Origin of the sequence: uncultured Roseibium sp. (assembly GCF_947499295.1) — a bacterium.
Classification (GTDB): Bacteria; Pseudomonadota; Alphaproteobacteria; order Rhizobiales; family Stappiaceae; genus Roseibium.
In genome coordinates this window covers 114,544-139,935 of sequence record NZ_CANMNP010000016.1, presented here as the reverse complement: position 1 = coordinate 139,935, position 25,392 = coordinate 114,544, and the positions used below count along the sequence as shown (strand labels likewise).

Below are 25,392 nucleotides of genomic sequence, written 5' to 3'. Positions count from 1 at the left end.
CGTGAAACATGTTCCGGTTCTGAATCAATCCAGAAAGTCTGCCGCGGATTCACGTGAAACAATTCACTTCCCAATACAAAAATCTCTGAAAATCACATCCAGAAGATCTTCGACGTCAATACGTCCGGTGATCCTGCCAAGTGCATCCGCTGCACGGCGGAGATCCTCTGCTCTTAATTCACCTGGGAGATGGTCTGAATCAACGGCTGTGCGGAGCCCGGCCAGGCAGTCCGTGAGATAATGCCGGTGCCTCTCACGTGTCGCCAAGGGAGACTCGCTGACCGAAATTGTTTCCTCTGCAAAACGTGTAAGATGGCCCAGAAGCGGTGCCATTCCGCCTTGAGATCTGGTCGAACAAGAGACTTCAACGATTGTTCCGGAAGAGTCTTGTTTCGGAAGAGTCTCAAAATCCTGCTTGGTATTGACCGTCCAAACAGGAACACCATTCGGAAGATGGGCGGCCAGCGCGCTCGACGCTTCCTTCAATGACACGCCGTTCGGTTCAACCGCCCACAGGATCAGGTCCGCCTCGCGTCCCTTTGCTTCGGCCCGGCGAATGCCTTCCCGTTCAACAATCCCGTCAGTCTCGCGCAATCCGGCAGTGTCAACCAGCGTGACCGGATACCCTGCAAGATCCAGATGCACTTCAATAACATCTCTCGTGGTTCCCGCTTCCTCGGTCACGATCGCGACGTCCCGGCCCGCAATGGCATTCAACAAACTGGATTTGCCGGCGTTAGGAGCGCCCATGAGCACGACTTGCAATCCGGATCGCAAACGCTCGCCGCTCCTTGATCTTATCAAGTGATCGGCAATCTCGTCGTGGAGATCTGAAGCCTGGCCCCAGACCTGATCAGATACACTGCCCGGCACATCTTCCTCATCCGCGAAATCGAAATCGGCTTCTATCATTGCCCGCATGTGTATGAGCCGTCTGCGCCAATCCTCATAGAGTTGACCGAGCGCGCCCCCCATTTGCCGGATTGCCTGTTTCCGTTGGCTCTCCGTTTCCGCTGCAATCAGGTCTGCCAAACCCTCCACTTCAGTCAGGTCCATACGTCCAGCGTCGAAGGCTCTCCGTGTGAACTCTCCAGCTTCAGCAGGACGGCTATTTTCAAATTGGCCAAGTACAGAAAGGACACCGGAGACCACTGCCCTTCCCCCGTGGCAATGCAGCTCGGCGACATCTTCTCCGGTAAAGCTCCTCGGACCCTTGAAGAAAAGCACCAATGCCTCGTCCAGGAGGTTTCCGGACAGAGGGTCTCTCAGCTTGAGCAAGGAAGCAACACGTGGCTCAGGGACTGAGCCGCAAAGGCTTCTGACGATCTCCTCCGTGCCGGCCCCAGAGACACGAATAACAGCAACTCCAGACGGAACTGCGCCGCTGGAGAGCGCGAAGATCGTGTCAGCCATGTGCGTTCCTTCAAGCAGTCATTGAGCCAAAAAGCTTCTTTATCAAGTCCGGTGTTCCTGCGGAAGATAGGTCGTCATATGTTCCGCCGGCGAATCGAAAGGTCACAGGCCGCCGTCGCTGTCATTTGGCTGTTTCACGTGAATCAATTTCTTCTAGCTCAAGACGTCAATCAACCAAACAGCTCTCCTCCAGGACACTTGAGTGAGCCTGTTCGAATATAGAATTTTGACTTGGAGCGTCTCTACACATTCCCATAGCTGGAAATGTTCACCCTGCGCAGAGCTACTGACAGAACATCAGTGCCGTAGTCAGAATCAAATCGGCGCCGATTCGATTGATAGGATTCACGTGAAACAAGCTGGATATGCCGCGCGGTAGTTTGAGACCGTTTCACGTGAATCCCAAAAACCCCACCGCTGATCTACTGCACCTGCTCTGCCCAGACCGCTTTACTCAAGCGGTAAAGAACATGGAGTGCAACCGGGTGATCTTCCGGCAGGTTCGGGTGCAGAAAGTCCCCGTCAACATCGCGGCTAATTCCAATTCGCTCCATGACTTTTTGAGAAGGCTTGTTGTCAGGGATCGTAAAGGCAACGATCTCATCAAGGCCAATTGTTTCAAAGCCGAATCGAAGCCACTCCCGTGCAGCTTCGCTGGCATATCCATAGCCCCAGGACGATTGTTTCAAGCGCCAGCCAATTTCAACGCACGGCTCAAAAGGCAGTGGCGCAGCATATGTGGGGCGGTTGAGACCAACGAAACCCAAGAATTCACCCGTCGCTTTCACCTCGATCGGCGCCATGCAGAACCCATCTGTTTCCTGCTTGTCCCGGCACTTCGAAATCAAAAGTTCAGATCTTTCCCTCGACATGACATCAGGGAAGTAACGCATGACTTCAGGGTCAGCGCAAAGGGCCGCAAAGGGATCAAGATCGTCGTCCCGCCAGGCACGGAGCAAAAGTCTTTCAGTTTCCAGATAAATATCCGAGGTCATGAAACGGATCCGAATCAAAGTCAGGTGGATTCACGTGAAACAATTCTTAACAAGACGTTAAAGGCGCGGCCCCTCCCGGAACCGCGCCCTTCAATAAAATTCGATCCGTCTGGGATCAAGTGTTCATGCTATCGAAGAACTCATCGTTGGATTTGGTCTGCTTCAGCTTGTCGAGCAGGAACTCAATTGCATCAACAGTACCCATCGGGTTGAGGATACGACGAAGAACAAATGTCTTCTTCAGACGCTCATGCGGAACAAGAAGCTCTTCCTTGCGCGTACCGGAACGCTGAATGTCGATAGACGGATAAACACGTTTATCGGAAATCTTCCGATCAAGGATAATTTCGGAGTTACCCGTTCCCTTGAATTCTTCGAAGATAACTTCGTCCATGCGGCTGCCCGTGTCGATCAGAGCTGTCGCGATGATCGTCAGGGAACCACCCTCTTCGATATTACGAGCTGCGCCGAAGAAACGCTTCGGACGTTGTAGCGCGTTGGCATCGACACCACCTGTCAACACCTTGCCCGACGAGGGTACAACAGTGTTGTAGGCGCGACCCAAACGCGTGATAGAATCGAGCAGGATAACGACATCCCGGCCGTGTTCCGTCAGGCGCTTCGCTTTTTCGATAACCATTTCCGCCACTTGTACGTGACGGGAAGCCGGTTCGTCGAACGTGGAAGAAACCACTTCGCCGTTCACCGTGCGTTGCATGTCCGTGACTTCTTCAGGGCGCTCATCGATCAAAAGAACGATCAGATAGCACTCGGGATGATTGTTTGTGATCGACTTGGCAATGTTCTGAAGAAACACTGTTTTACCGGTACGTGGCGGCGCGGTGATCAGAGCGCGTTGCCCCTTGCCGAGGGGTGCCACAAGATCGATCACTCTGGACGAAAGGTCCTTGATGGTCGGATCTTCGATTTCCATCCGGAATCGTTCATCCGGATAAAGCGGCGTCAGATTGTCGAAGTGGACTTTGTGCCGCGCTTTTTCAGGATCTTCGAAGTTGATCGTGTTGACCTTCAAAAGGGCAAAATAACGTTCGCCTTCCTTGGGGCTACGAATCTGCCCTTCAACCGTATCGCCCGTACGCAATGAAAAGCGGCGTATTTGCGAAGGCGAAACATAGATGTCGTCGGGGCCCGGGAGGTAGTTCGCGTCTGGAGATCGAAGGAAGCCAAAGCCGTCCTGCAATACTTCGACGACACCTTCGCCGATAATCTCCACATCCTGTGCAGCAAGATTTTTCAGGATTGCGAACATCAGCTCCTGCTTACGCATGGTGCTGGCGTTTTCGACCTCAAGCTCTTCAGCAAATTGCAGCAGCTCTGTCGGTGTTTTTTCTTTTAGGTCTTTAAGTTTCATTTCCCGCATCGAATTGGGGTTACTTCTTGTTGTTATGGATATTTATTTGGAAGGTCGTTCTGTGCCAGAAAAGATGAGTTGGCCAGAAGATATCTGAGAGACGTTTAGATGTGTCCAGATTGTACGGTGTCTGAGGTGCGATAAGAACGAACCATCACCGTTTTGAAGTTGGCGGAAGATACGTTGTTTTCAAGTGAATCGCAAGCCCGCAAATCTGCCGAACAAATGCGCCGATGTCGCACTGCCACAAAGCAAAACGGCGGACCGTTTCCGAGCCGCCGTTCGCTACTAGAATTCGACAACCATCAGAATGGTTTCACAATCACAAGAATGACAATCCCGATCATCAAAACCGTAGGGACTTCATTGAGAAGTCGATAGAAACGGGCCGATTTTGTATTCTCGTCATCTGCGAATTTCCTCACACAGCCACCAAGATAACCGTGCATCGCGGACATCGCGATAACAAGTGTCAGTTTCGCGTGAAACCAGCCGTCCTGCCAGGCCTGTATTTCATACGCCGCCCAGAGGCCGAATACCCAGGACGCACCCATAGCTGGGCCGATAATCGCCTTGTAAAGCCTGCGTTCCATGACCTTGAACGTCTCTGACTGAACAGAACCGATCTCCGCATCGACATGATAGACAAAAAGCCGTGGCAGATAGAGCATGCCGGCCATCCAAGCGATGATCGAAATGACATGTAAGGATTTAACCCAGAGAAAAATATCCATTGACTAACCCTTGCGCACCAGCTCGACCATCCACGCCACATTTTCCGGATCCGCATCTGGGGTCACGCCATGCCCGAGATTGAAGATCAGAGGGCCCTTGTCAAAAGTCGACAAGACATGCGCAACACCTTCCTCGAGGGCCTTTCCGCCCGCAACCAAACGCATGGGATCGAGATTTCCCTGGATCGGAACACGTCTTTGAACGTCAAGTGCCACCTGGTCCGGCGCGGTCCAGTCAAATCCAACAGCATCGACACCTGTACCATCGATGTAAGCCATCATCCGTGCCGATGAAGCTTTCGGGAACCCTATGATCTTCGCACTCGGCCGAACCGCACGCACGCCGTCGACAATCTGTTTTGTCGGTTCAATCGACCAACGCTTGAAACCTGCTTCGTCCAGCACGCCAGCCCATGTATCGAATATTTGAACGGCATCCGCGCCCGCATCGAGTTGACGAATAAGATAACTGATTGAAGCTTCGACCAACTGATCGATGAAACGCTGCATCAAATCTGGATCTCTATAGGCCCCGACACGGGCAGCAACCTGATCCTGAGTGGTGTGACCCGCAACGGAATAGCACGCTACCGTCCAGGGAGCGCCACAGAAGCCCAGCAGGGTGGTTTCGTCGGGCAGCTCCGCCCTGAGGCGGGAAACCGTCTCTATGACCGGTTTAAGGTGATCCTCAGCCTTTTCCTGCTCCAGGCGATCAAGAAGATCCGATGAGAGAGGTTCGAGTACGGGACCTCTTCCTTCCTCAAAACGGACTGGATACCCGATCGCATCCGGTACGACGAAGATGTCCGAAAATAGAATGCTTGCATCAAAACCATACCGGCGTATCGGTTGAAGAGTGACTTCAGTTGCAAGATCCGGAGAGTAGCAGAAATCGAGGAAGTTTTTGGCCTGGGCTCTGACTTTCCTGTACTCGGGAAGGTAACGTCCTGCCTGTCTCATCATCCAGACGGGAGGCGGCCAGATTTTTTCTCCTGCAAGAACCCGCATCACGGCTCTGTCTTGGGATTTCATACGCTTGGCCTTTCCCACATTTCAAATCAAATAAGATTCTTATTTTGAATCTGTTTTTTTTATTTGTGCGTGGATTACCGGGATCATTTTCTATCCACAATCCTTGCGCACCAAATTCTATCCGGGAAAAATCAGATCGCCTGTGCAGCTGAATCTCTCCCCAGGAGTCGATAACAGGATTACCTGCACAATTACAGTCACTTGTCAGTTTGTTTACCTTTCGTTAAGAAATTGGGCACTGGTGGACAATCTGTCGATATGTCACAGCACCTGTGTGAATCCACTTCCATCAATAACCGTTTCGGTTTCAGTTCCCGCGCGTTCAAGCATTGTTAATAAATCATGCTGAGCGGGCATAAACTTCATGCTAGGCACTGGGAAGCATGAATGACTCCCAATCGATCAACAGCCCTGGGGATGACACCGTGAATAAGTCGAGACACTACTTCCATCTGCATCTTGTGTCCGACTCCACCGGCGAAACGCTGATGACCGTAGCGCGTGCCGCAACGGTTCAATACGAAAACGTCCAGGAAATAGAGCATGTCTACCCTCTGGTAAGGTCGCAAAAACAACTGGATCGCGTTATCAGCGAAATCGAAAAGGCCCCGGGTATCGTTCTTTACACATTGGTGGATGAAGAGATTGCCAATCGGCTTGAACAGAAGTGCCGCGAACTCGGCGCACCGTTCGTGAATATCCTCGATCCCGTTTTCGCGGTGTTTCAGTCTTATCTGAACGTCACGCAGACACACCGGATCGGCGGTCAACACGAACTGGATGCAGAATATTTCAAGCGTATGGAAGCTATCAATTATACGATGATGCATGACGATGGGCAGATTTGGGATGATCTGGAATCTGCCGATATCGTTTTGCTCGGAATTTCCCGCACCTCCAAAACCCCGACATGCATTTACCTTGCGAACCGGGGTATCAAGGCCGCCAATGTGCCGCTGGTTCCAGGAATTCCGTTGCCGGACCATGTCAAAAAACTGGAAAAACCGATGATCGTAGGATTGATCGCATCTGCTGAACGTATCCAGCAGATCCGACGAAATCGAGTTTTATCATTAAATTCAGAGGGTTATAATGATACCTACGTCGACCGGAAGGAAATCTCGCAGGAAATCACGATGACGCGGCGGCTCTGTTCGGAGCAGAGCTGGCCTCTGATCGATGTCACCCGCCGGTCCGTTGAAGAGACGGCTGCTGAAATCCTGAGTCTTTTCAGAGACTTCAAAGCAGATCAGACCGATGCACAAAATGCATAAATCAAAAAAACACTCAAGAGGGACTGATGAGACTTGTTTTGGCAAGCGGAAGCAGCATCCGCGCGCAGCTTCTGGAAAATGCAGGACTGACGATCGAAGTCGATCCGTCCGATGTCGATGAGCGGGCAGTCGAAGCACCCCTGCTGAAAGCTGATTTTCCGCCTGAAGACCTGGCAGCCGTGCTTGCCGAGGCCAAAGCGGAAAATGTCAGCTCTCGCCGTTCCGGCGACCTCGTAATCGGCGCTGATCAGATCCTGGCCTTTGAAGGCCAGCGTCGAACCAAACCGGAAGATATGGAAGCGGCTCGGCGTCAGCTTCTGGAATTCTCGGGCAAAACCCATAAACTTCATTCGGCAGTCGTGCTGTCCAAAAACGGCGAGGCGATCTGGCGAAGCGTATCTACGGCGCGTCTGACGATGCGCCAGCTCAGTCCGGCATTTGTGGGGCACTATCTTGCAAATGCTGGCGATACAGTTCTGTCCAGTGTTGGGGCTTACCAGCTCGAAGGACTTGGCGTGCAATTGTTTGAGAAGATCGAAGGTGACTACTTTACCATTCTCGGATTGCCGTTGTTGCCGCTTCTTGAGCAACTGAGAGAATTGCAAGTTATTGAAAAATGAATGAAAAAGTCAGAAAGTCGGCGGTGACAGGACATCCTGTAGCCCATTCACGATCTCCCCTTGTGCATGGATACTGGTTGAAGAAGCACGGGCTTGCCGGTTCTTATGACCGGATCGATGTTGCGCCAGAATCCGCGGAAGCCTTCTTCGGTGATTTTGCCGCTTCCGGTCTGGTTGGCGCAAACGTAACTGTGCCGCACAAGGAAGTTGCAGCAAGAGCTTGCGACTGGTTGGATGAGGCAGCTCAATCGATGGGAGCCGCAAACACATTGTGGCTTGATGCGAACGGGCGGCTTTGTGGAGCGAACACCGATGGATTGGGGTTCCTCGGAAATTTGGACCAATTGGCGCCTGGCTGGGACGTTTCACGTGAATCGGCCGTTGTATTGGGTGCAGGCGGAGCCGCCAGAGCCATTGTATGGGCACTTCTGTCTCGAAATTTCACACGTGTGCATATCGTCAACAGAACTCTGGAAAAAGCCAAGGTAATTGCGGGTGAATTTGGTTCCAAAACAACAGCGCATGACTGGAACAGCCTGGGGACATTGCTTGGAAAAACAGATCTTCTGGTCAACACGACGTCTTTGGGCATGGCAGGTAAGCCGCCGCTTAAAATCGACTTAAACACATTGCCGAGGTCAGCGCTTGTGACTGACATTGTCTATGTTCCTTTGCAAACCAGCCTGCTGAAAAGAGCCGCGGAGCGCGGCAATCCGACCGTCGACGGTCTGGGGATGCTGTTGCATCAGGCTGTTCCGGGTTTCGAACGTTGGTTTGGGGTTCGGCCGGAAGTCGACGACACATTACGTGCCATCATACTTGAAGATCTCGGAGTGGCCGGGTGATCAAGATCGGATTGACCGGCTCCATTGGCATGGGAAAATCAACGACTGCGAACATGTTCGCAGCTGCCGGTGTTCCGGTTCACGATGCTGACTCCACTGTTCATGCGCTCTATGCGGGGCGGGCCGCTCCGCTTATCGAAGCTGCGTTTCCCGGAACTGTTGTTGACGGGCGGGTCGACCGGAAACGGCTCTCGCCGCACGTTCTGGGCAAACCGGAGGTAATGAAACGACTTGAAGCGATCGTGCATCCACTTGTTCGAGAGGAAGAAGAGGCCTTTCTTACAGCGGCTCGTCTTGCTCGGCGCCGCATTGTCGTGATGGATATTCCCCTCCTTTTTGAAACGGTAGGCGAAAACCGCGTGGATTTGGCTGTTGTGGTTACCGCAGACCCCGAGATTCAGAAACAGCGTGTTCTGGCTCGCGCCGATATGACCGAAGATCGGTTTCATGCAATTCTCGAACGCCAAATGCCGGATGGCGATAAACGCAGACGGGCACATTTTCTGGTTGATACCGGGCTAGGCATGGAACCGGCCCGACGACAGGTCAGAGCAATTTTGAGGGCACTGGCGGCCTGCCAGTAAACAGCGTTAGTACAATCCTAAAACTCGAGCACAAAAAAACCAGCAATTGAACGGCCAACCGGCATTTTTGATTTCCTTTCAGTCGCCACTTTCTGCGTGAATTCGGGCGTTTGGATGTTCCAGAGATTGAACAACGTGGAAAACATCACCTTCGCCTTGCCTCTAGAACGCCAACCTGCACAGTGAATCAAAGAGGCAAAGGCTTAACAAATGCGCGAAATTTCTTTTGATACGGAAACGACGGGTCTTAACCCCCGCGGTGGCGACCGCCTGGTGGAAATTGGCGGGGTTGAACTCATCAACCACATCCCGACAGGAAATTCCTACCACGTTTACATCAATCCTGAACGGGACATGCCGGAAGAGGCCTTTCGAGTTCATGGCCTGTCCGAAGAATTTCTTTCAGATAAGCCGCTGTTCAAGCAGGTTGCTGATGCGTTTCTGGAATTTGTCGGCGATGCGACACTCGTCATTCACAACGCCGCTTTTGATATGGGCTTCATCAACCATGAGCTGGCGCAGATCGGCAGAAAGCCGATCCCAAATGCGCAGGTGATCGATACGCTTGAAATAGCAAGGCGCAAACACCCGACAGGACCAAACTCTCTCGATGCGCTCTGCTCACGCTATGGCATAGATAACTCCAAACGCGTGAAGCACGGCGCGCTGCTCGATGCGGAAATTCTCGCTGAAGTCTATCTTGAGTTGATCGGTGGACGGCAGACGGCTCTCGGTCTGATGCCGGAGGAAGAGGCAAGCGCCTCAAGTGGACCCTCGCTTGAAATCGGCGAACTCGGAAGCTTCAACGCCAGGCCACGGCCAGCGCCGCTCGGTTCCTTTCTGGCCAACAGCGAACACGAGGCTCACAAGAATTTCGTGCAAGGTATGGGCGACGATGCGATTTGGCGGAAATACAACGGTTAGTCTGAACCGGGCAGAACGGATCTTTCAACTGCAACTCCGTCACCTGATACGCTGCCAGCTTCATAAGCCGGATCTGCGATATGATCCCAAGTTCTGATTGTTCCCCCACCGCCTCAAAAGCCTGATTGAGGTGCAAAAAGAAATGCTTGATAGCTTCGGGATCAAGACCCCAACAGCCATCTCGTCGTATCGAAGTGCCTGTAGGCGTGGTCGCTGCTAAAGGCCCAGGCCATGGTCTGGCCGATGGTCCAGAAACGGGCGCGTTCGCGGTCCAGGCCGAGATCTGCAGATAGCCGGTCCAGACGATGAAGCGCCGCCTCTTTCGTGTGGCCGAATTCAAAGCTGCGCACGATCGGGCTAAGGCAAAAGGCGGGGTCGCCGCTCAGAGGTTTCGGATCGATTGCCAGCCAGGCTTCTCGGTCTGCGGAGAGAATGTTGTGTCCGTGCAGGTCCTGATGAAGCAGGACTGTTTCGGTGTCGTCCTGAGAGAGCGATTTTAGCGCATCGACCGCAACATCGACGAGGCGCTTTTCGCATGGTTTTCCCGCTTTGAGCCAGTCCGAATGCATCGCATCTGCCCAGATTTCCGCTTCCCGGGCAAGTGGTGTGAAAGGGGTATCTGCCGGAACGAGAAGTTTTTGCAGCAACCCAGAAAGCACACCTATCTGGTCGACGCCAGGTGTGCCGGCAAGAAGGGCACCGGGACTGCATCGCTCCAGCACCAAGGCACCGAGCTCTGCGTTGTGCGCCAGCAACTTCACCGCTCCATTGCCGTTCCAAAGCTTCAGCGCGTCGGCTTCATGGCGGGACTCTCGGTCGATAAAGGCGATTTTCAGGACAACATCATTGTTGTCCTTTTTCGCGGGCAGCACATAGGAAACGTTGCCACCGGAAAACGGCGGCTCGCTCAACTCCAGATCGAAGCTGCTTTGTGCCGCCGACAAAAGATCCGGAAGCGAACGCAGCCAATTGCTACCGTCTTCACGACGGTTCAACCAAAGTAGCGCATTGGGGATCTGAAACTCGGGCCCTGATTGCGGCAAGATCCAGCCTTTGTTTTTGGTTCAAAGCATGGAGGGCAGAACCCGGTCCGGCGGCCGATGACCATCCATGAAGGTCTTGATGTTGATGATGACTTTTTCGCCCATCTCAATCCGGCCTTCAATGGTTGCTGAACCCATATGCGGCAATAGGACAACGTTTTCGAGTTTGACCAGCTTTGGATTGACCGCGGGTTCGTGCTCGAACACATCCAGGCCGGCTCCGGCAAGTTCACCTGCCTCCAGCAACCGGATAAGAGCATTTTCGTCAATGACCTCGCCGCGCGCTGTGTTGACGACATAAGCATCGTTTTTCAGCAGTTTCAGGCGGCGTGCTGACAGCAGGTGGAAGGTGCCCGGCGTATGTGGACAGTGGATGGAGACCACATCCATACGCGCCAGCATCTGGTCCAGGCTTTCCCAGTAAGTCGCTTCCAGCTCTTCCTCGATGTCTTCGGCAACGCGGCGGCGGTTGTGATAATGTATGGACATCCCGAATGCCTTGGCGCGGCGCGCAACGGCCTGACCGATGCGGCCCATGCCGATGATTCCAAGCCGTTTACCCCAAATCCGGTGTCCCAGCATCCACGTGGGTGACCATCCAGCCCAGTCGCTGCCTTCGATCGCCTTGATGCCTGTGGCAAGACGCCGCGGCACCGACAAAATCAGTGCCATGGTCATGTCAGCGGTGTCTTCCGTCAGAACACCCGGCGTGTTGGTAACATTGATGCCGCGATTGTTTGCGGTGACGACATCGATATTGTCGACACCGTTGCCGAAGTTGGCGATCAGTTTCAGGTTCTCGCCTGCCTGTGACAAAACCGACGAATCGATTCGGTCCGTCACCGTCGGAACAAGAACATCCGCAGTTCTGACGGCTTCCACGAGCTCTGCCTGACTAAAAGGCCTGTCATTTTCGTTAAGTCGGGTTTCAAAAAGCTCCCGCATCCGCGTTTCAACGACGTCCGGGAGCTTCCGGGTCACAACAACGACAGGCTTCTTTTTCGCCATACCAACTGCCTTTCGCGCTTCGTTGAGGCTTTGTTAACCACAACGGTTTCACCTTGACGCTGCGCAGCGCGCACGCGGAGGAGACCACTCCCTTTTCCATACCAGATGGTCCGGCAGAAACAAGGGATCGGTTTCAATCGACATGTATTGCCCAAGGGCCAAATCTGACCCGCTGGTTTTCGCATGCGAATTTCGGTACAGATTTGCCTCAAAGCAATGATCTAAAACAATTGGACAACCGGACGATATGGCTCGTTTGACTAAAGGTACCCGCCTCCTTGTGTGCTTGATGATCCTTTTTACCGGGTTGTCGGTCGCGACCGTGCCCGCAAAGGCCCAGGACACGAGCAACGGGGCGACGGGATTGCCGCTTCCACGCTTTGTAAGCTTGAAGTCAGACAGGGTGAATGTACGGCTTGGTCCGTCGCGTGAACACGCTGTTGCCTGGACTTTTGTGCAATCGGGCTTGCCCGTCGAGATCATTCAGGAATTTGAAAACTGGCGCCGGATCCGCGACTGGGAAGGTAAGCAGGGCTGGGTGTTCAAGTCCCTGCTCTCCGGCCGTCGCACAGCCCTGGTCACGCCATGGGAGAAAAATGACCGCACGCCGCTTCGCAACCGGTCGCGATCGGATGCCGTGATTGTCGCTGAGCTCGAGCCCTTTGTGCTGACATCCGTTGACCAATGTGCTGGCGGATGGTGCAAGGTGAATGGCACGAACTATGAAGGCTGGCTCGACCAGACCCGGCTGTTTGGTGTCTATCCGGATGAGCTGATCGAGGATTGATCGCTCCAGCATGTGTTGAGCAATCGAGCCGAAAACGTCATAGAACAAATAAAAAAGGCGGCCATTCGGCCGCCTTTTCTTTAGATGTCAGCGAAACTCAGTCAGTCTTGGTTTCCTGAGCTTTCAATTCGTCAAGACGCGGCATGGACATGATGTTGTAGCCGCTGTCGACAAAATGAACTTCACCGGTCACACCGCCGGAAAGGTCCGACAGTAAGTAGAGACCCGTGCCACCGATCTCATCCAGAGAAACCGTCCGGCACAGCGGCGAGTTTCGTTTCTGGAAATTGAACATCAAACGGGCATCGGACACGCCGGAGCCGGCCAGTGTCCGGACCGGGCCGGCCGAAATGGCGTTGACGCGAATGTCCTGTTCGCCATAGTCAACCGCCAGATAGCGCACCGAAGATTCCAGAGCAGCTTTGGCAACGCCCATGACGTTGTAGTTCGGCATGACCTTGGTCGAACCGCCATAAGTCAGGGTGATCATGGATCCCCCGTCCGTCATGAGGGCGGCCGCGCGTTTGGCGATCTCCGTGAAAGAGAAGCAGGAAATCAACATGGTGCGGGTAAAATTGTCCCGCGTCGTATCGGCGTATTTTCCGCGCAACTCCGTCTTGTCGGAAAAGGCAATGGCATGGACCAGAAAATCGATGCTGCCCCATTCTTCCTTCAAGGTGTTGAAGACGGAATCGACGGAATCGATGTCTTCAACGTCGCAAGGCAGCAGAATGTTGGAGCCGACCGATTCAGCAAGAGGCTTCGTCCGTCGCCCGAACGCCTCGCCTTGATAGGTAAAGGCAAGTTCCGCACCGTGATCGGCGAGTGCTTTGGCGATCCCCCAGGCAATTGAGTGATCGTTGGCAACGCCCATCACAAGGCCGCGCTTGCCCTTCATCAATTCAGACATTCAATTCTCCTCAGCCGTGATAGCGCGACAGGGCAAGCGACGCGTTGGTTCCGCCGAAACCGAAGCTGTTGGAAAGCACGGTATCAAGGCCGGCATTGTCGACCCGCTCGGTGACAATTTCTTCGGGTTTAATGGCAGGGTCGAGTTCTGTGATGTTCGCAGATGCCGTCATGAAATCATTCTGCAGCATGAGCAGACAGTAGATGGCCTCTTGAACGCCGGTTGCGCCAAGGCTGTGGCCCGTCAGCGACTTTGTGGACGAAGCCGGTGGCTGGTTTTCTCCGAAGACCCGGCGAATCGCTTCGATTTCGCCCACATCACCTACCGGCGTTGATGTGCCGTGCGTGTTGACGTAGTCCACCTTGCGGTCACCGAGGGTTTCAATGGCAAGGCGCATGCAGCGCTCACCGCCTTCACCGGACGGTGCCACCATGTCATAGCCATCAGAGTTGGCCGCATATCCGGTGACTTCGGCGTAGATTTTCGCGCCGCGCGCTTTCGCGTGCTCGAGCTCTTCAAGCACCACGACACCGCCGCCACCAGCGATAACGAAACCGTCGCGGGTCGAGTCGTATGCCCGCGCTGCGGTTTGCGGAGTATCGTTATATTTTGAAGACATGGCGCCCATGGCGTCGAACAGACAGGAAAGGGTCCAGTCGAGTTCTTCGCCGCCGCCTGCAAACATCACATCCTGTTTGCCGAACTGGATCTGTTCGGTGGCAGCACCGATACAGTGTGCTGAGGTCGAACAGGCCGACGTGATGGAATAGTTGATGCCCTTGATCTTGAAAGGCGTCGCCAGACACGCCGAGTTCGTCGAACTCATGCCACGGGTCACCATGAAAGGACCCATGCGTTTGGGGGCACCTTTTTCCAGAACGATCTGATGAGCCTGAAACAGGTTCTTGGTGGACGGACCACCGGAGCCCATGATCAGACCTGTGCGGTTGTTGGAAACGTCCTTTTCCTCAAGTCCGCTGTCGGCAATCGCCTGTACCATGGAAATGTAGTTGTAGGCCGCACCGTCGCCCATAAAACGAAGCTGGCGCTTGTCGATGAGGGACGGAATATCGACATCGGGCATGCCGTGAACCTGGCTCCGGAAGCCATGCTCCGCATAATCTGGAGCAAAACTGATACCGGATTTGCCTTCCCGCAGACTTGCCAGCACTTCTTGTGCGTTCGATCCGATGGATGACACGATACCGATGCCGGTGACGACAACGCGTCTCATTGCGGTCTCCTACTTTCCTTTGACACTGCCGGTACTAAGTCGAATGAGACCGGGTCTTATGCCTATACATAATGCGGAAACCGGCGCCCCCAACAACAAAGAAGCACCGGCTACAAATGAAGTCCATGTGGACTGGCGTTAGGTCTTTGCCAGACCCACACGTAGATCGGTGGCCTTGTAGATCTGCTGCCCGTCGGCCTTGAGCCAGCCATCGGCAATACCAAGAACCAGGCGGCCTTTCATGATGCGTTTGAAATCGATGCCGTATTCAACCAGCTTCACGTCCGGAGTGACCATGCCTTTGAATTTGATTTCGCCGGTAGAAAGCGCCATGCCCTTGCCTTCCAGGCCGAGCCAGCCGAGGCAGAAACCGGTCAGCTGCCAAAGGGCATCAAGCCCGAGGCAGCCCGGCATTACCGGGTTGCCCTGGAAGTGACAGGGAAAGAACCACAGATCAGGCTTGATATCGAATTCGGCGCGGGCAAAACCCTTGTCGAACTCGCCGCCGGTTTCGGAAATTTCCGTGATCCGGTCGAACATCAGCATTGGCGGAAGAGGTAGTTGGGCATTGCCCGGGCCAAACAGCTCGCCGCGGCCGCAGGCGAGAAGAGCTTCATAGTCGTAGCTGGAGCGGCGCTCGGTCATTCAAGATCCGTCTTTTTGTTTCCTGCCCCGGGCTCCCTGAGGCGGGATTGAGTCATTTTTCGTTTATTTGAGGCGCCTTCCTAACACAGGGGAACCATGACTGAAAGATGTCAGTTGAGCCAAATGACTTTGTTTTTTCTAGCGGGTTGGCATGATTTCGTGCTGTCACAAACAGATAAATCGATCTCGGGATAAGGTGCCTTGGCGTTTAAAACTTGCATATTAGGTACAAGAAATGGCAGATATAGGCCAATACTGAGGGAAACGGCTGTTGGTATCTCGTCGAAAGAATACCTGATAGTCGTTTGAAAACAAAGATTTAGACTTGGACCGGATGGGAATGACGACACATATCGCAAGCGTAACTGCCGGTAAAAATGTCACCGACATGCTGCGAAGTGCCGGATTGCGGCCAACGCGTCAACGTGTCTCCCTCGCGGAACTTCTCTACTCCCGAGGAGACAGGCACATTTCTGCGGAGTTGCTTCATGAAGAAGCTGTTGCCGCGGATGTTCCGGTGTCGTTGGCGACGGTTTACAACACGCTGCACCAGTTCACTGAAGCCGGGCTCCTGCGAGAAGTCGCGATTGACGGCAACAAGACTTACTTCGACACCAACACCTCCGACCATCATCACTTCTTTATTGAAGGCGAAAATCGGGTGATCGATATTCCAGGAGAAGGCGTCGGTATCGACAAGCTGCCGATTGCCCCGGAAGGCATGGAAGTTGTGCGCGTCGAAGTCGTGGTGCGCGTGCGCGAAAAGCGCTGATTAGGAAACGTTCGTCGGGACGCTTCCAAGCTCACAGATAAAATAGTCGGACGTCTCGCCAATTTCATTCAACAAGCGTTGGCCTTGAGCCTTGAAGCCGATCTTTTTCAAGAGATCGGCGGACCTCTTGTTGTCTGGTGCCGTGATCGCACAGAGCTTCTCGAGCTTCAGGTCCAGGTACGAGTGTTCAAGAACGGCCCTTGCCGCTTCCCGTGCAATCCCTCTTCCTCTGAATTCTTCCAGAAAGGCGTACCCGAGATCCGGGTATTCCAATTCGTCGCGCACTACCAACCCGCAGACGCCGGCCGCTTGACCGGTTTCTTTCAGTTCGACAACCCAGAGCCCCACATTGAATTGCGCAAATCGTGCCAGAGGTTTGTCTTTGATGTACTCCCTGGCTTTTTCTTCAGAAGTGATACCGTTGTCAGCAATGAAGCGGATGTAATCAGGATCTTTCATTAGCTGCAGATAAAAGACGGCATCGTCCAGCGACGGCAATCTGAAATTCAGCCGGTCACATTTTGGCAGGGAACCAACGGGAAATTTCAAGAGCGACCATCCTTTTCGGCCAAGGCACGGGTGCGTACGGCAATTTCCGGTATGGAATCGAATTCTTCCTTCTCCGGGCTCTTGCACAGATCGTAGATGACGCATCGTCGGCATTCGGGTTTGCGTGCCTTGCAGATGTATCGACCATGCAGGATCAGCCAATGATGTGCGTGCAGCGCGAACTCCTCCGGCACCGCCTTTTCCATGGCCTTTTCAACATCAAGAGGGGTCTTGCCGGGTGCCAGCCCGATCCGGTTGCCTAAGCGAAACAGATGCGTATCGACCGCAATGGTAGGATGCCCAAAGAAGATGTTCAAAACGACATTCGCGGTTTTACGTCCAACACCTGGAAGCATTTCCAGAGCTTCGCGATCTTCAGGAACGTTGCCGCTATGGTCACGGATCAATTGCTGCGACAGAAGTATGACGTTTTTCGCCTTGTTTTTGTAAAGACCGATTGTTCGGATCTCTTCGCGAACTTTGTCCTCTCCAAGCGCGACCATCTTTTCAGGCGTATCGGCGATCTGAAACAGGTTCTTCGTTGCCCGATTGACGCCGACATCCGTCGCCTGTGCAGACAGCACGACGGCGACAAGCAGCGTATAGGCATTGACGTAATCCAGTTCTCCCTGGGGTTCAGGATTGTCGGTGTGGAACCGCTTGAAGATCGCGAAGGTCTCCGCTTTGGTATAGCGGGAACGCTTCAAGACCTTGCCTGGGTTGTCAACCGAAGGCGACTTTTTGCTTTGCTTCGCCGTCTTGGCTGCCTTGCTGCCACTTTTTCGGGCGCTTGAACTCTTTGCTTGCGTCATAACCTCTCTATAATCTCGCACTATGAGCGAGAACAATCCGAAAACCGACGGCGACGCGGATTTTGAGGAGATGGATCGGCCGTTTTTCACCGCCGTGCTTACCCCTCATCGGTCACTGGGCCCCAAAGGCTTCATGATCTTGATGATCGTCTTTGGCCTTGTCTGCTTCGTGGCGGGTGTTTTGTTCTGGCGGATAGGTGCCTGGCCTGTATTCGGATTTTTCGGTCTTGATATTGCCATTCTCTGGTTTGCGTTCCGCATGAACTACCGCTCGGCACGCGCTTTTGAAGAGGTTGTTGTTTCGCGCAACGAAATTGCGATCCGTAAAGTTGGTCCGGGCAGCCGCTACCAGGAATATCGTTTCAATCCGTTTTGGGTGCGGCTGAGTGTTGACAGGATTGAAGACGAGGGTGTGGTCAAAATCCAGTTGAACAGCCGCGGAGAGACAGTCGACCTCGGAAATTTTCTCAATCCGGATGACCGAACCAGTTTTGCCGGTGCGATGGCCAATGCATTGAGCGTCGCCAGATCAGGTGGTGTCTGACGACTTTTTCAGTTGTGTTCTTCGACAGGAGCGGGCTGAACCTTGAGCGTTGCGATCAGCACCAATAGCGCGAGCATAGCGCTTCCGGCAGCAACATAGAGCACGGTCCTGAAATCTCCTGCGCTCGCGATGAACCCCATGGAAACGCTGCCAATCATGCCGCCCAGGAACAGGCTGTTCATGTAGACAGCTGTCGCGCGGCCTGGTCGATCCGGTGCGAAGCTCTGGACGAAGGTGATCGAAATACCGGCAAACAAGCCATAGTACGTGCCTTCAAGCACTGAAACTATGATGACGTGCCAGATCTCTGTGACCTGTGCGAACAGGACCATGCTGGTTGCCGCCAGGCAGGCTGCCAGGAGCAGGACCTGTCTGGTGCCAATCCGCTCGGCCAAGCGCACGGAGCCGAAAATGACAAAGATCTCGACCACGCACTTGATCGACAAGGAAAGGCCAGGGGTCGCACCCGGAAGGCCGGTCTCCTGCACAAAAAACAATGGCATGGCAGAGACGAAAAGCGAATTGGTGATGACAAATCCAAGACAGATCAGCCCTGCGACCAGTAATTTCCAGTTGATCGGATCATTCTGATCTTCGGATTTCGGTTTTCGCTTCGACCTGAAGGACTTTGGCACGACGGTTGCCCAAAGCAGCAGGTAGAAAAGTGATACGACAAACGCGGCCATGAACGCGGACGAAAACCCGAACAGGGAGACAAGCGTGAATGAAACAGCAGGGCCAATCATCCATGCGAGCGAAACTGTCATGCGAAGCCACGAATTGATGCGCGTGATGTCGAGGCCTTCGCGTTCCGAATAGACGCGGCAAAATGTGAAGATGGTGCCGCCACCCATATTGGTCAGGCTCATGAGCGGTGCGATGAGAAGGATCAGCATCATGAGGCTGGTGACTTGCGTTAAGAGAGCCGTTACTAGAACAAAGGCGCATACGGAAATCAGCAACAGCTGTTTAACCCGATAGCCCTGGTCGAGTCGTTCTCCAGCCCATCGGTTGGCGGCAAGCGTCATGGGCATGAGCAGGCCGGTATAAAGCCCTACTTGCCAAGGCTCCGACCCGAGCCCCTCGACAATAAAGAAGCTCATCAAGGGAATGAGGGATGAGACACCAAGGCTGTTGGTGAACTGCAGCAGTAGAATCAGCACCACCTGACGGGGCAGCTGTGGAAATGAAATCATGAAATAGGGCCGGACGAACGGTGTTCTTGCGAAGGTTGTACAGATTAGTTCAGTTCGCTTGACCCGTCACCTGTTTCCGCACCGGCCTTCAATCGGCCGCTTTGTTCGCCCGCAAGGCCTTCAGGCGATAAAGAGCTTCAAGAGCTTCACGCGGTGTCATGTCGTCCGGATCGATTTCCTTTAAGGCATCGTCAAGCGGGTCTTCTTCTGCAAAGCCCCCGGCTAAGGTCGGCGCGGGCGTGGTGATACTGGCAAAGAGCGGCAATTCATCGATCAGGCTTTCGGCAGGTGAGCGCCTGTCCTGCTCTTCCAGCTGGCTGAGCACCTGCCTGGATCTTTCAACCACCTTCCCCGGCAGTCCTGCAAGTTTGGCGACCTGAATCCCGTAAGACCTGTCAGCTGCGCCAGGCACGATTTCGTGCAGGAATATGACGTCGCCCTTCCATTCCTTCACCGAAACCGTTGAGTTGGACAGGCGTTCGAGTTTGGCCGACAGCGCCGTCAACTCATGATAATGGGTAGCAAATAGGGCACGGGACCTGTTGACCTCGTGAAGGTGTTCAATTGTCGCCCACGCGATCGACAATCCGTCGAATGTTGCTGTGCCGCGCCCGATTTCGTCCAGGATTACCAGCGAGCGATCACCGGCCTGATTGAGAATGGCTGCGGTTTCAACCATTTCCACCATGAAGGTCGATCTGCCTCTGGCAAGATCATCGGCGGCTCCAACCCGCGAAAACAGGCGGTCGACGACACCGATATGCGCGGCGGTTGCCGGCACAAAGGCGCCCATTTGGGCAAGAACGGCGATCAGCGCATTCTGGCGCAGGTAGGTTGACTTACCAGCCATGTTCGGACCAGTGATCAGCCAGATATGGCCGATATCTTCGTCCTGATCCGGTCCAAGATTGGAATCGTTGGCGACAAAGCTGTCACCTGAGGACTTTTTCAGGGCCAATTCAACGACCGGATGTCGGCCGCCCCTGATATCGAAAGCCCGACTCTCGTCGACCGATGGGCGAACGTAGTTTTCTTCCTGGGCCAGTTTTGCGAGCGCTGCCGTGACATCCAGTATGCCAAGGCCGTGCGCAGCCGCCTTGATCGCCTCACCTGCATTGATAATTGCAGCCGCCAGCCGTTCGAAGATGTCGAACTCAATGGCAAGTGAACGTTCGCCAGCGCTGGCAATCTTGGATTCCAGGTCCGCCAGCTCGGTGGTCGTGAAGCGCATTGCACCTGCCATGGTTTGGCGGTGAATGAAACGGCCCGGGTCTGCCGTCAGCTTTTCGGTTTGCGCCGTAGGTGCTTCGATGAACCAGCCAAGCACGTTGTTATGTTTGATCTTGAGGGATCGAAGGCCGAGTTCTTCTGAATAATCGGCCTGCAGCTTTGCGATCACCTTGCGGCTTTCGTCGCGCAGCGACCTTAATTCGTCAAGATCGGCATTGTAACCGGCCGCGATGAAGCCGCCGTCCCGCTTCAACAAGGGCGGATCTTCCTTGATCGCCCGAACCAACTCGGCACCTAGTTCATGCGGCGCATTTTCAAGACTTGTACGGGCGGCAGCTATTTCGGCCGGAATGTCGTCCGTCGAATGCGCGGTTTGGTCCAGAACGGCACGTGCGGATGCCAAGCCTTGCGCCACCGAAAGAATATCGCGGGGACCGCCCCGGTTGAGCGCAATGCGTGAGAGCGCCCTTGCCATATCCGGGGCGCCTTTCAACGTCTGGCGCAGTCCCTCTCGCATGATTTCGTTTTCGAGAAAGTGCTCGACCGCGTCGTGGCGTTGGTGGATCGCATCGACATTGACCAGCGGACCTGCCAGGCGGCTGGCAAGCAGTCGGGAACCGCTACCCGTAACCGTCCGGTCGATAGTCGCAAGCAGAGAGCCCTGTTTTTCGCCTGAAAGCGTGCGAGACAATTCGAGATTGGCGCGTGTTGCCGGATCGATCAGCATGCGGCCAGCGCCTGCTTCGCGCATTGGAGGGTCCAGCGGAGGCCGTTCACCCAACTGGGTCTTTTCAATATAGGACAGGATCCCGGCAGCAGCCGACAGCTCGGCGCGGGTGAATGTCCCAAATCCGTCGAGCGTCTTGACCCCGAAATAGTGTGCGAGGCGATCCACAGCGGTCGAGCTGTCGAAAAAGGCGCGTGGCACGGGTGACAGCGCACCACCAGCCTGTTCAGCCAGAAGACGCAACTCGGTTTCCTGCAGCAGATTGTCTGCCAGGATCAGTTCGCGAGGCGAAACTTGAGCCAAGTCGGCGGCAAGACGCAGCTGATCTGTCTCCGATACCTGGAACGAACCGGTCGACATATCGATCCAGGCAAGGCCATAGACCGCGGTCCCTTCCAGTGATCCTCCCTTCAGCCGGGTCAGGGCCATCAGGAAATTGTTCGAACCTGCATCAAGAAGCCGTTCTTCGGTCAGCGTACCCGGGGTAACCAGCCGAACCACGTCGCGCCGGACAACGGATTTGGATCCTCGTTTCTTGGCCTCGGCCGGGTCCTCGGTCTGTTCGCATACGGAGACGCGGAATCCCTTGGCGATAAGCTTCTGCAGGTAGTCGTCGGCGGCGTGTACGGGGACACCGCACATTGGAATGTCGTCGCCCTGGTGCTTGCCGCGTTTGGTCAGCGTGATGCCCAATGCGGCCGAAGCAATCTCGGCGTCTTCGAAAAAAAGCTCGTAGAAATCACCCATCCGGTAGAACAGCAGGCTGTCTGGATTGGCTGCCTTGATTTCCAGGAACTGGGCCATCATTGGCGTGACTTTGCCGTCAGCCTGAACCGGTTTTTGTACGCTCATCCCACTCATGTCCGATACCTAGCAAACCTCGCCTCCCATTCCACCAAGGGCGTAAGGCATCTTGGCTTGAGGCTTCATTTTCCAGGGGATAAGGTCCAAGACCCGCCCAAGGGTCAGTTTCGACCCGCAAACGCGTGCCCGCGCATCACGGAGAGGAACCGCCCGCGTCATGTCAGCTGAAAAAAAGTCGCCCAAAACAAACATCAGCTTCACCGATCAGGAAGCGCTGCAATTCCATCAGGAAGGCCGGCCTGGAAAACTGGAAATCACGCCGACCAAGCCCATGGCAACCCAACGTGACCTTTCCCTGGCCTATTCCCCCGGCGTGGCCGTACCGGTGCTCGCTATCGCGGATGATCCGAGCCGGGCCTATGACTACACCACCAAGGGCAATCTGGTCGCAGTCATCTCAAATGGTTCAGCCATTCTGGGGCTTGGCAATTTGGGCGCGCTGGCCTCAAAGCCCGTGATGGAGGGCAAATCTGTGCTCTTCAAGCGCTTCGCTGATGTCGATTCCATCGATCTCGAAGTGGATACGGGTGAAGTCGAGGAGTTCATCAACTCAGTCCGCTATCTCGGTCCGTCTTTTGGCGGCATCAACCTTGAGGACATCAAAGCGCCGGACTGCTTCATCATCGAGCAGCGGCTGCGAGAATTGATGGACATCCCGGTATTCCATGATGACCAGCATGGAACGGCCATCATTGCCGCCGCGGGCCTCATCAATGCGCTGCATCTGACGGGCCGCGACATGAAGGACACCAAGGTGGTCTGTAATGGCGCCGGTGCCGCAGGCATCGCCTGCATAGAACTCGTCAAGGCAATGGGCATTCCACATGAAAATGTAACCCTGTGCGACACCAAAGGTGTCATCTACAAGGGACGCCCTGAAGGCATGAACCAATGGAAATCGGCGCATGCCATCGAGACGGACGCACGCTCGCTCTACGATGCCCTGAAAGGTGCCGACGTGTTCTTCGGTGTTTCCGTCAAGGGCGCGCTGACCCCGGACATGCTCAGGGTCATGGCACCCAATCCGGTGATCTTCGCCATGGCCAACCCGGACCCGGAAATCACGCCTGAAGAAGCTGCTGCTGTCAGGGACGATGCCATCGTTGCGACCGGCCGCTCCGACTATCCGAACCAGGTCAACAATGTGCTCGGATTTCCCTACATCTTCAGGGGTGCGCTCGATGTTCACGCTACGACCATCAACGATCAGATGAAGGTAGCCTGCGCCAATGCGTTGGCGGATCTTGCCCGCGAGGAAGTGCCGGACGAGGTGGCAGCAGCCTACCGCGGCAACCGACCGAAATTCGGTCCCGAATACATCATTCCCGTCCCCTTCGATCCACGTCTCATTCATGCGATTCCGCCCGCTGTGGCGCAGGCAGCGATGGATTCGGGTGTCGCCAGACGCCCGATCGTCGACATGGAGGCCTACAAGCATCAGCTTTCCGCCCGTCGCGATCCTGTTGCCGGGACGTTGCAACGCATCTTTACGAAGGTTCGCCAGCAGCCCAAACGTGTTGTATTTGCGGAAGGCGAAGAGGAGCCGGTGATCCGTGCGGCCGCCAGTTTCGTGTCACAGGGCCTTGGAGAAGCGATCCTTATCGGCCGCGAAGATGAGATCAAAAGCGTCGCGGAACAAGCCGGAATTGACCTTAACAAGTCCGGCGTTTCGATCCAGAACGCCCGTCTTTCCGACCGGAATGCGGATTATGCCCAGTATCTTTACGGGCGCTTGCAGCGCAAAGGCTATTTGCTGCGCGACTGCCAACGCATGGTCAATAACGACCGCAACTACTGGGGAGCAATTATGGTGGCACGTGGCGACGCGGATGCCATGGTGACCGGCCTCACCCGGAATTACTCCGTTGCTCTCGATACGGTAAAGGCAACAATTGACCCGAAGCCGGGTCACCGGGTGATCGGTGTGTCGCTTGCGCTTGTCCGCGGCCGTACGGTTTTGATCGCCGATACGGCGGTGATCGACATGCCAAACTCCGAAGAACTGGCCGATATCGCTGAAGAAGCGGCACATGTCGCCCGCAAGCTCGGATATGAGCCAAAAGTGGCAATGCTCGCTTATTCGACTTTCGGTCACCCGCGGGGCGAACGCTCTGAAAAGGTGATCGAGGCTGTGAAGATCCTCGACCGCCGCCGTGTCGATTTTGAATATGACGGCGACATGGCAGCGGATGTCGCACTCAACATGGAACGCATGGCGGCCTATCCATTCTGCCGCTTGTCGGGTCCGGCCAATGTGCTGGTCATGCCGGCGTTCCACTCCGCTTCGATTTCAACAAAGATGCTTCAGGAGCTTGGCGGCGCCACGGTTATCGGTCCTCTTCTGGTTGGTTTCGACAAGCCAATCCAGATCTTGCCGATTGGCGCAAAAGACAGCGACATCGTCAACATGGCTGCGATCGCCGCGTTCAACGTCACCTGATAGCTTCAGGTCTCGTCAGTTCGGGCCGGAGTTTTTCCGGCTCGAACCAGCGCTCATTCTCAAGAGCGTTTAAGAGATCGCGAACCCGATCCGCATTGTCAGCAGCTAGGCGGCCGTCGCGGTTCCAAAGTCCGTTCTCAAGTCCGATACGTGCCTTACCACCATTCCTGATTGCCGAGACCAGACAATCGGTTTCCTTATGGCCAAAGGCACATACGGCCCAATCGAGTTCCAGACCCTCCGGGTGCGTTTCAAACGTTTTCAGGTAAGGTTCCAAATCTGATGGGTCACTTTCCTGATTGCCGGCATATCGGCCAAGAACAAACAGCAACTGGTGCTGTTCACCCGGAATGACGCCGTCAGTTACGAGTTCGAAAAACCGCACCATGTCTTCGGTGCGGTAAAGGATGTGCTGGATGGTTATGCCGTTACCACGCGCTCGCTCATAGAAGGCACGCACCTCTGCATCGGCTTCTTGCGGGACCATTTCCGTCACTGCGATCGAAACCCAGTTTGGCCTGAGGTCATCAACAAGTTGGCGCTGGGCCTTGTTGTCATAGATCCCTGCCGCCTCTGTCGTGACTTGCACCTGCATCTTTGGGACAGCGATGCGCATTTCAGCGAAGAGCTCGCGGTAGAGCCCGGCATCCAGAACATGGGTCCCGTCCGGTCCGCGGACATGGGCGTGAATTGCACCGGCACCTTCCTCAAAGCAGCTTTTGGCTGCTGCAACGGTTTCCGCAATTGTTACCGGCAAAGCCGGATGATCCCTTTTTGTACGGCGAGCACCATTTGGCGCCGCCATGATCATCGGCAGCGCAGTGTGAGAACCTTCCAT

Annotated in this window: 24 protein-coding genes; 9 read left to right on the top strand and 15 right to left on the bottom strand. The window is 54.7% G+C overall.

The annotated features are described in order from the left end of the window. Nucleotides 1–63: 63 nt before the first annotated feature. The 5 genes from mnmE to hemE all read right to left on the bottom strand — a co-directional run bounded on the left by mnmE (nt 64) and on the right by hemE (nt 5,546). Nucleotides 64–1,413 carry a tRNA uridine-5-carboxymethylaminomethyl(34) synthesis GTPase MnmE gene (mnmE, locus tag Q0835_RS22290; RefSeq protein WP_298964385.1) on the bottom strand — a complete coding sequence of 450 codons (1,350 nt, stop codon included), beginning with the start codon at nt 1,411–1,413 and terminating at the stop codon, nt 64–66. 422 nt (nt 1,414–1,835) lie between these two features. After that, nucleotides 1,836–2,408, bottom strand: coding sequence for a GNAT family N-acetyltransferase (locus Q0835_RS22285; protein ID WP_298964383.1), 573 nt, complete (start codon nt 2,406–2,408; stop codon nt 1,836–1,838). A 115-nt stretch (nt 2,409–2,523) separates the two neighbouring features. Beyond that, the gene (gene rho / locus Q0835_RS22280) at nt 2,524–3,789 is read right to left on the bottom strand and encodes a transcription termination factor Rho (protein WP_152499163.1); all 1,266 of its coding nucleotides are present in this window, start codon (nt 3,787–3,789) and stop codon (nt 2,524–2,526) included. 296 nt (nt 3,790–4,085) lie between these two features. Beyond that, nucleotides 4,086–4,514 carry a protoporphyrinogen oxidase HemJ gene (gene hemJ / locus Q0835_RS22275; RefSeq protein WP_298964381.1) on the bottom strand — a complete coding sequence of 143 codons (429 nt, stop codon included), beginning with the start codon at nt 4,512–4,514 and terminating at the stop codon, nt 4,086–4,088. Nucleotides 4,515–4,517: 3 nt separating this feature from the next. Then, nucleotides 4,518–5,546, bottom strand: a complete 1,029-nt coding sequence (hemE, locus tag Q0835_RS22270) for a uroporphyrinogen decarboxylase (RefSeq protein WP_298964380.1) — start codon at nt 5,544–5,546, stop codon at nt 4,518–4,520. A 425-nt stretch (nt 5,547–5,971) separates the two neighbouring features. Here hemE and Q0835_RS22265 point away from each other — a divergent pair, with 425 nt between their 5' ends. The 5 genes from Q0835_RS22265 to dnaQ all read left to right on the top strand — a co-directional run bounded on the left by Q0835_RS22265 (nt 5,972) and on the right by dnaQ (nt 9,793). Next, on the top strand, nt 5,972–6,820 hold the full coding sequence (locus tag Q0835_RS22265) for a pyruvate, water dikinase regulatory protein (RefSeq protein WP_298964379.1): 849 nt from the start codon (nt 5,972–5,974) through the stop codon (nt 6,818–6,820). A 26-nt stretch (nt 6,821–6,846) separates the two neighbouring features. Further along, nucleotides 6,847–7,440 (top strand): Maf-like protein, encoded by a 594-nt coding sequence (locus Q0835_RS22260; RefSeq protein WP_298964378.1) that lies wholly within the window; start codon nt 6,847–6,849, stop codon nt 7,438–7,440. After that, nucleotides 7,437–8,285, top strand: coding sequence for a shikimate dehydrogenase (locus Q0835_RS22255; RefSeq protein ID WP_298964377.1), 849 nt, complete (start codon nt 7,437–7,439; stop codon nt 8,283–8,285). The genes Q0835_RS22260 and Q0835_RS22255 overlap by 4 nt, the downstream gene beginning before the upstream one ends. After that, nucleotides 8,282–8,869 carry a dephospho-CoA kinase gene (coaE, locus tag Q0835_RS22250; RefSeq protein WP_298964375.1) on the top strand — a complete coding sequence of 196 codons (588 nt, stop codon included), beginning with the start codon at nt 8,282–8,284 and terminating at the stop codon, nt 8,867–8,869. The genes Q0835_RS22255 and coaE overlap by 4 nt, the downstream gene beginning before the upstream one ends. A 210-nt stretch (nt 8,870–9,079) precedes the next feature. Next, entirely contained in the window at nt 9,080–9,793 is a 714-nt protein-coding gene (dnaQ, locus tag Q0835_RS22245) for a DNA polymerase III subunit epsilon (RefSeq protein ID WP_298964373.1), read from the top strand. Between the two features lie 161 nt (nt 9,794–9,954). Here dnaQ and Q0835_RS22240 read toward each other — a convergent pair whose 3' ends face one another. Further along, nucleotides 9,955–10,788 carry an aminoglycoside phosphotransferase family protein gene (locus tag Q0835_RS22240; RefSeq protein ID WP_298964371.1) on the bottom strand — a complete coding sequence of 278 codons (834 nt, stop codon included), beginning with the start codon at nt 10,786–10,788 and terminating at the stop codon, nt 9,955–9,957. A 69-nt stretch (nt 10,789–10,857) separates the two neighbouring features. Then, the gene (locus Q0835_RS22235; RefSeq protein WP_152499154.1) at nt 10,858–11,844 is read right to left on the bottom strand and encodes a D-glycerate dehydrogenase; all 987 of its coding nucleotides are present in this window, start codon (nt 11,842–11,844) and stop codon (nt 10,858–10,860) included. 289 nt (nt 11,845–12,133) lie between these two features. On the opposite strand from Q0835_RS22235, the gene Q0835_RS22230 reads away from it, so the two are divergent. Further along, a complete protein-coding gene (locus Q0835_RS22230) occupies nt 12,134–12,631 on the top strand; it encodes an SH3 domain-containing protein (RefSeq protein ID WP_152499153.1) in 498 nt (165 codons plus the stop codon). A gap of 97 nt (nt 12,632–12,728) precedes the next feature. On the opposite strand, the gene fabI is transcribed toward Q0835_RS22230, so the two are convergent. The 3 genes from fabI to fabA form a co-directional block, all read right to left on the bottom strand. Next, entirely contained in the window at nt 12,729–13,541 is an 813-nt protein-coding gene (fabI, locus tag Q0835_RS22225) for an enoyl-ACP reductase FabI (protein ID WP_152499152.1), read from the bottom strand. 10 nt (nt 13,542–13,551) lie between these two features. Next, nucleotides 13,552–14,775 (bottom strand): beta-ketoacyl-ACP synthase I, encoded by a 1,224-nt coding sequence (gene fabB / locus Q0835_RS22220; RefSeq protein ID WP_298964369.1) that lies wholly within the window; start codon nt 14,773–14,775, stop codon nt 13,552–13,554. 138 nt (nt 14,776–14,913) lie between these two features. Beyond that, nucleotides 14,914–15,420 carry a 3-hydroxyacyl-[acyl-carrier-protein] dehydratase FabA gene (gene fabA, locus Q0835_RS22215; protein WP_152499150.1) on the bottom strand — a complete coding sequence of 169 codons (507 nt, stop codon included), beginning with the start codon at nt 15,418–15,420 and terminating at the stop codon, nt 14,914–14,916. A gap of 340 nt (nt 15,421–15,760) precedes the next feature. Between fabA and irrA the strand changes: the two genes are divergently transcribed. After that, entirely contained in the window at nt 15,761–16,192 is a 432-nt protein-coding gene (gene irrA, locus Q0835_RS22210) for an iron response transcriptional regulator IrrA (protein WP_298816579.1), read from the top strand. On the opposite strand, the gene Q0835_RS22205 is transcribed toward irrA, so the two are convergent. Together Q0835_RS22205 and nth are read right to left on the bottom strand one after the other, a co-directional pair. Then, entirely contained in the window at nt 16,193–16,741 is a 549-nt protein-coding gene (locus Q0835_RS22205; RefSeq protein WP_298964368.1) for a GNAT family N-acetyltransferase, read from the bottom strand. It abuts the gene before it with no gap. After that, the gene (nth, locus tag Q0835_RS22200) at nt 16,738–17,553 is read right to left on the bottom strand and encodes an endonuclease III (RefSeq protein ID WP_298964367.1); all 816 of its coding nucleotides are present in this window, start codon (nt 17,551–17,553) and stop codon (nt 16,738–16,740) included. Before nth ends, Q0835_RS22205 begins: the two co-directional genes overlap by 4 nt. A gap of 22 nt (nt 17,554–17,575) precedes the next feature. Here nth and Q0835_RS22195 point away from each other — a divergent pair, with 22 nt between their 5' ends. Further along, nucleotides 17,576–18,097 (top strand): DUF2244 domain-containing protein, encoded by a 522-nt coding sequence (locus Q0835_RS22195; protein WP_298816573.1) that lies wholly within the window; start codon nt 17,576–17,578, stop codon nt 18,095–18,097. Nucleotides 18,098–18,105: 8 nt separating this feature from the next. On the opposite strand, the gene Q0835_RS22190 is transcribed toward Q0835_RS22195, so the two are convergent. Both Q0835_RS22190 and mutS read right to left on the bottom strand, forming a co-directional pair. Next, on the bottom strand, nt 18,106–19,293 hold the full coding sequence (locus Q0835_RS22190; protein WP_298964365.1) for an MFS transporter: 1,188 nt from the start codon (nt 19,291–19,293) through the stop codon (nt 18,106–18,108). Between the two features lie 88 nt (nt 19,294–19,381). Then, a complete protein-coding gene (gene mutS / locus Q0835_RS22185) occupies nt 19,382–22,111 on the bottom strand; it encodes a DNA mismatch repair protein MutS (RefSeq protein WP_298816569.1) in 2,730 nt (909 codons plus the stop codon). 160 nt (nt 22,112–22,271) lie between these two features. Between mutS and Q0835_RS22180 the strand changes: the two genes are divergently transcribed. After that, nucleotides 22,272–24,554 (top strand): NADP-dependent malic enzyme, encoded by a 2,283-nt coding sequence (locus Q0835_RS22180; protein WP_298816567.1) that lies wholly within the window; start codon nt 22,272–22,274, stop codon nt 24,552–24,554. On the opposite strand, the gene Q0835_RS22175 is transcribed toward Q0835_RS22180, so the two are convergent. Next, nucleotides 24,547–25,392, bottom strand: coding sequence for a 3-keto-5-aminohexanoate cleavage protein (locus Q0835_RS22175; protein ID WP_298964362.1), 846 nt, complete (start codon nt 25,390–25,392; stop codon nt 24,547–24,549). The two genes, Q0835_RS22180 and Q0835_RS22175, sit on opposite strands and share 8 nt — an antisense overlap.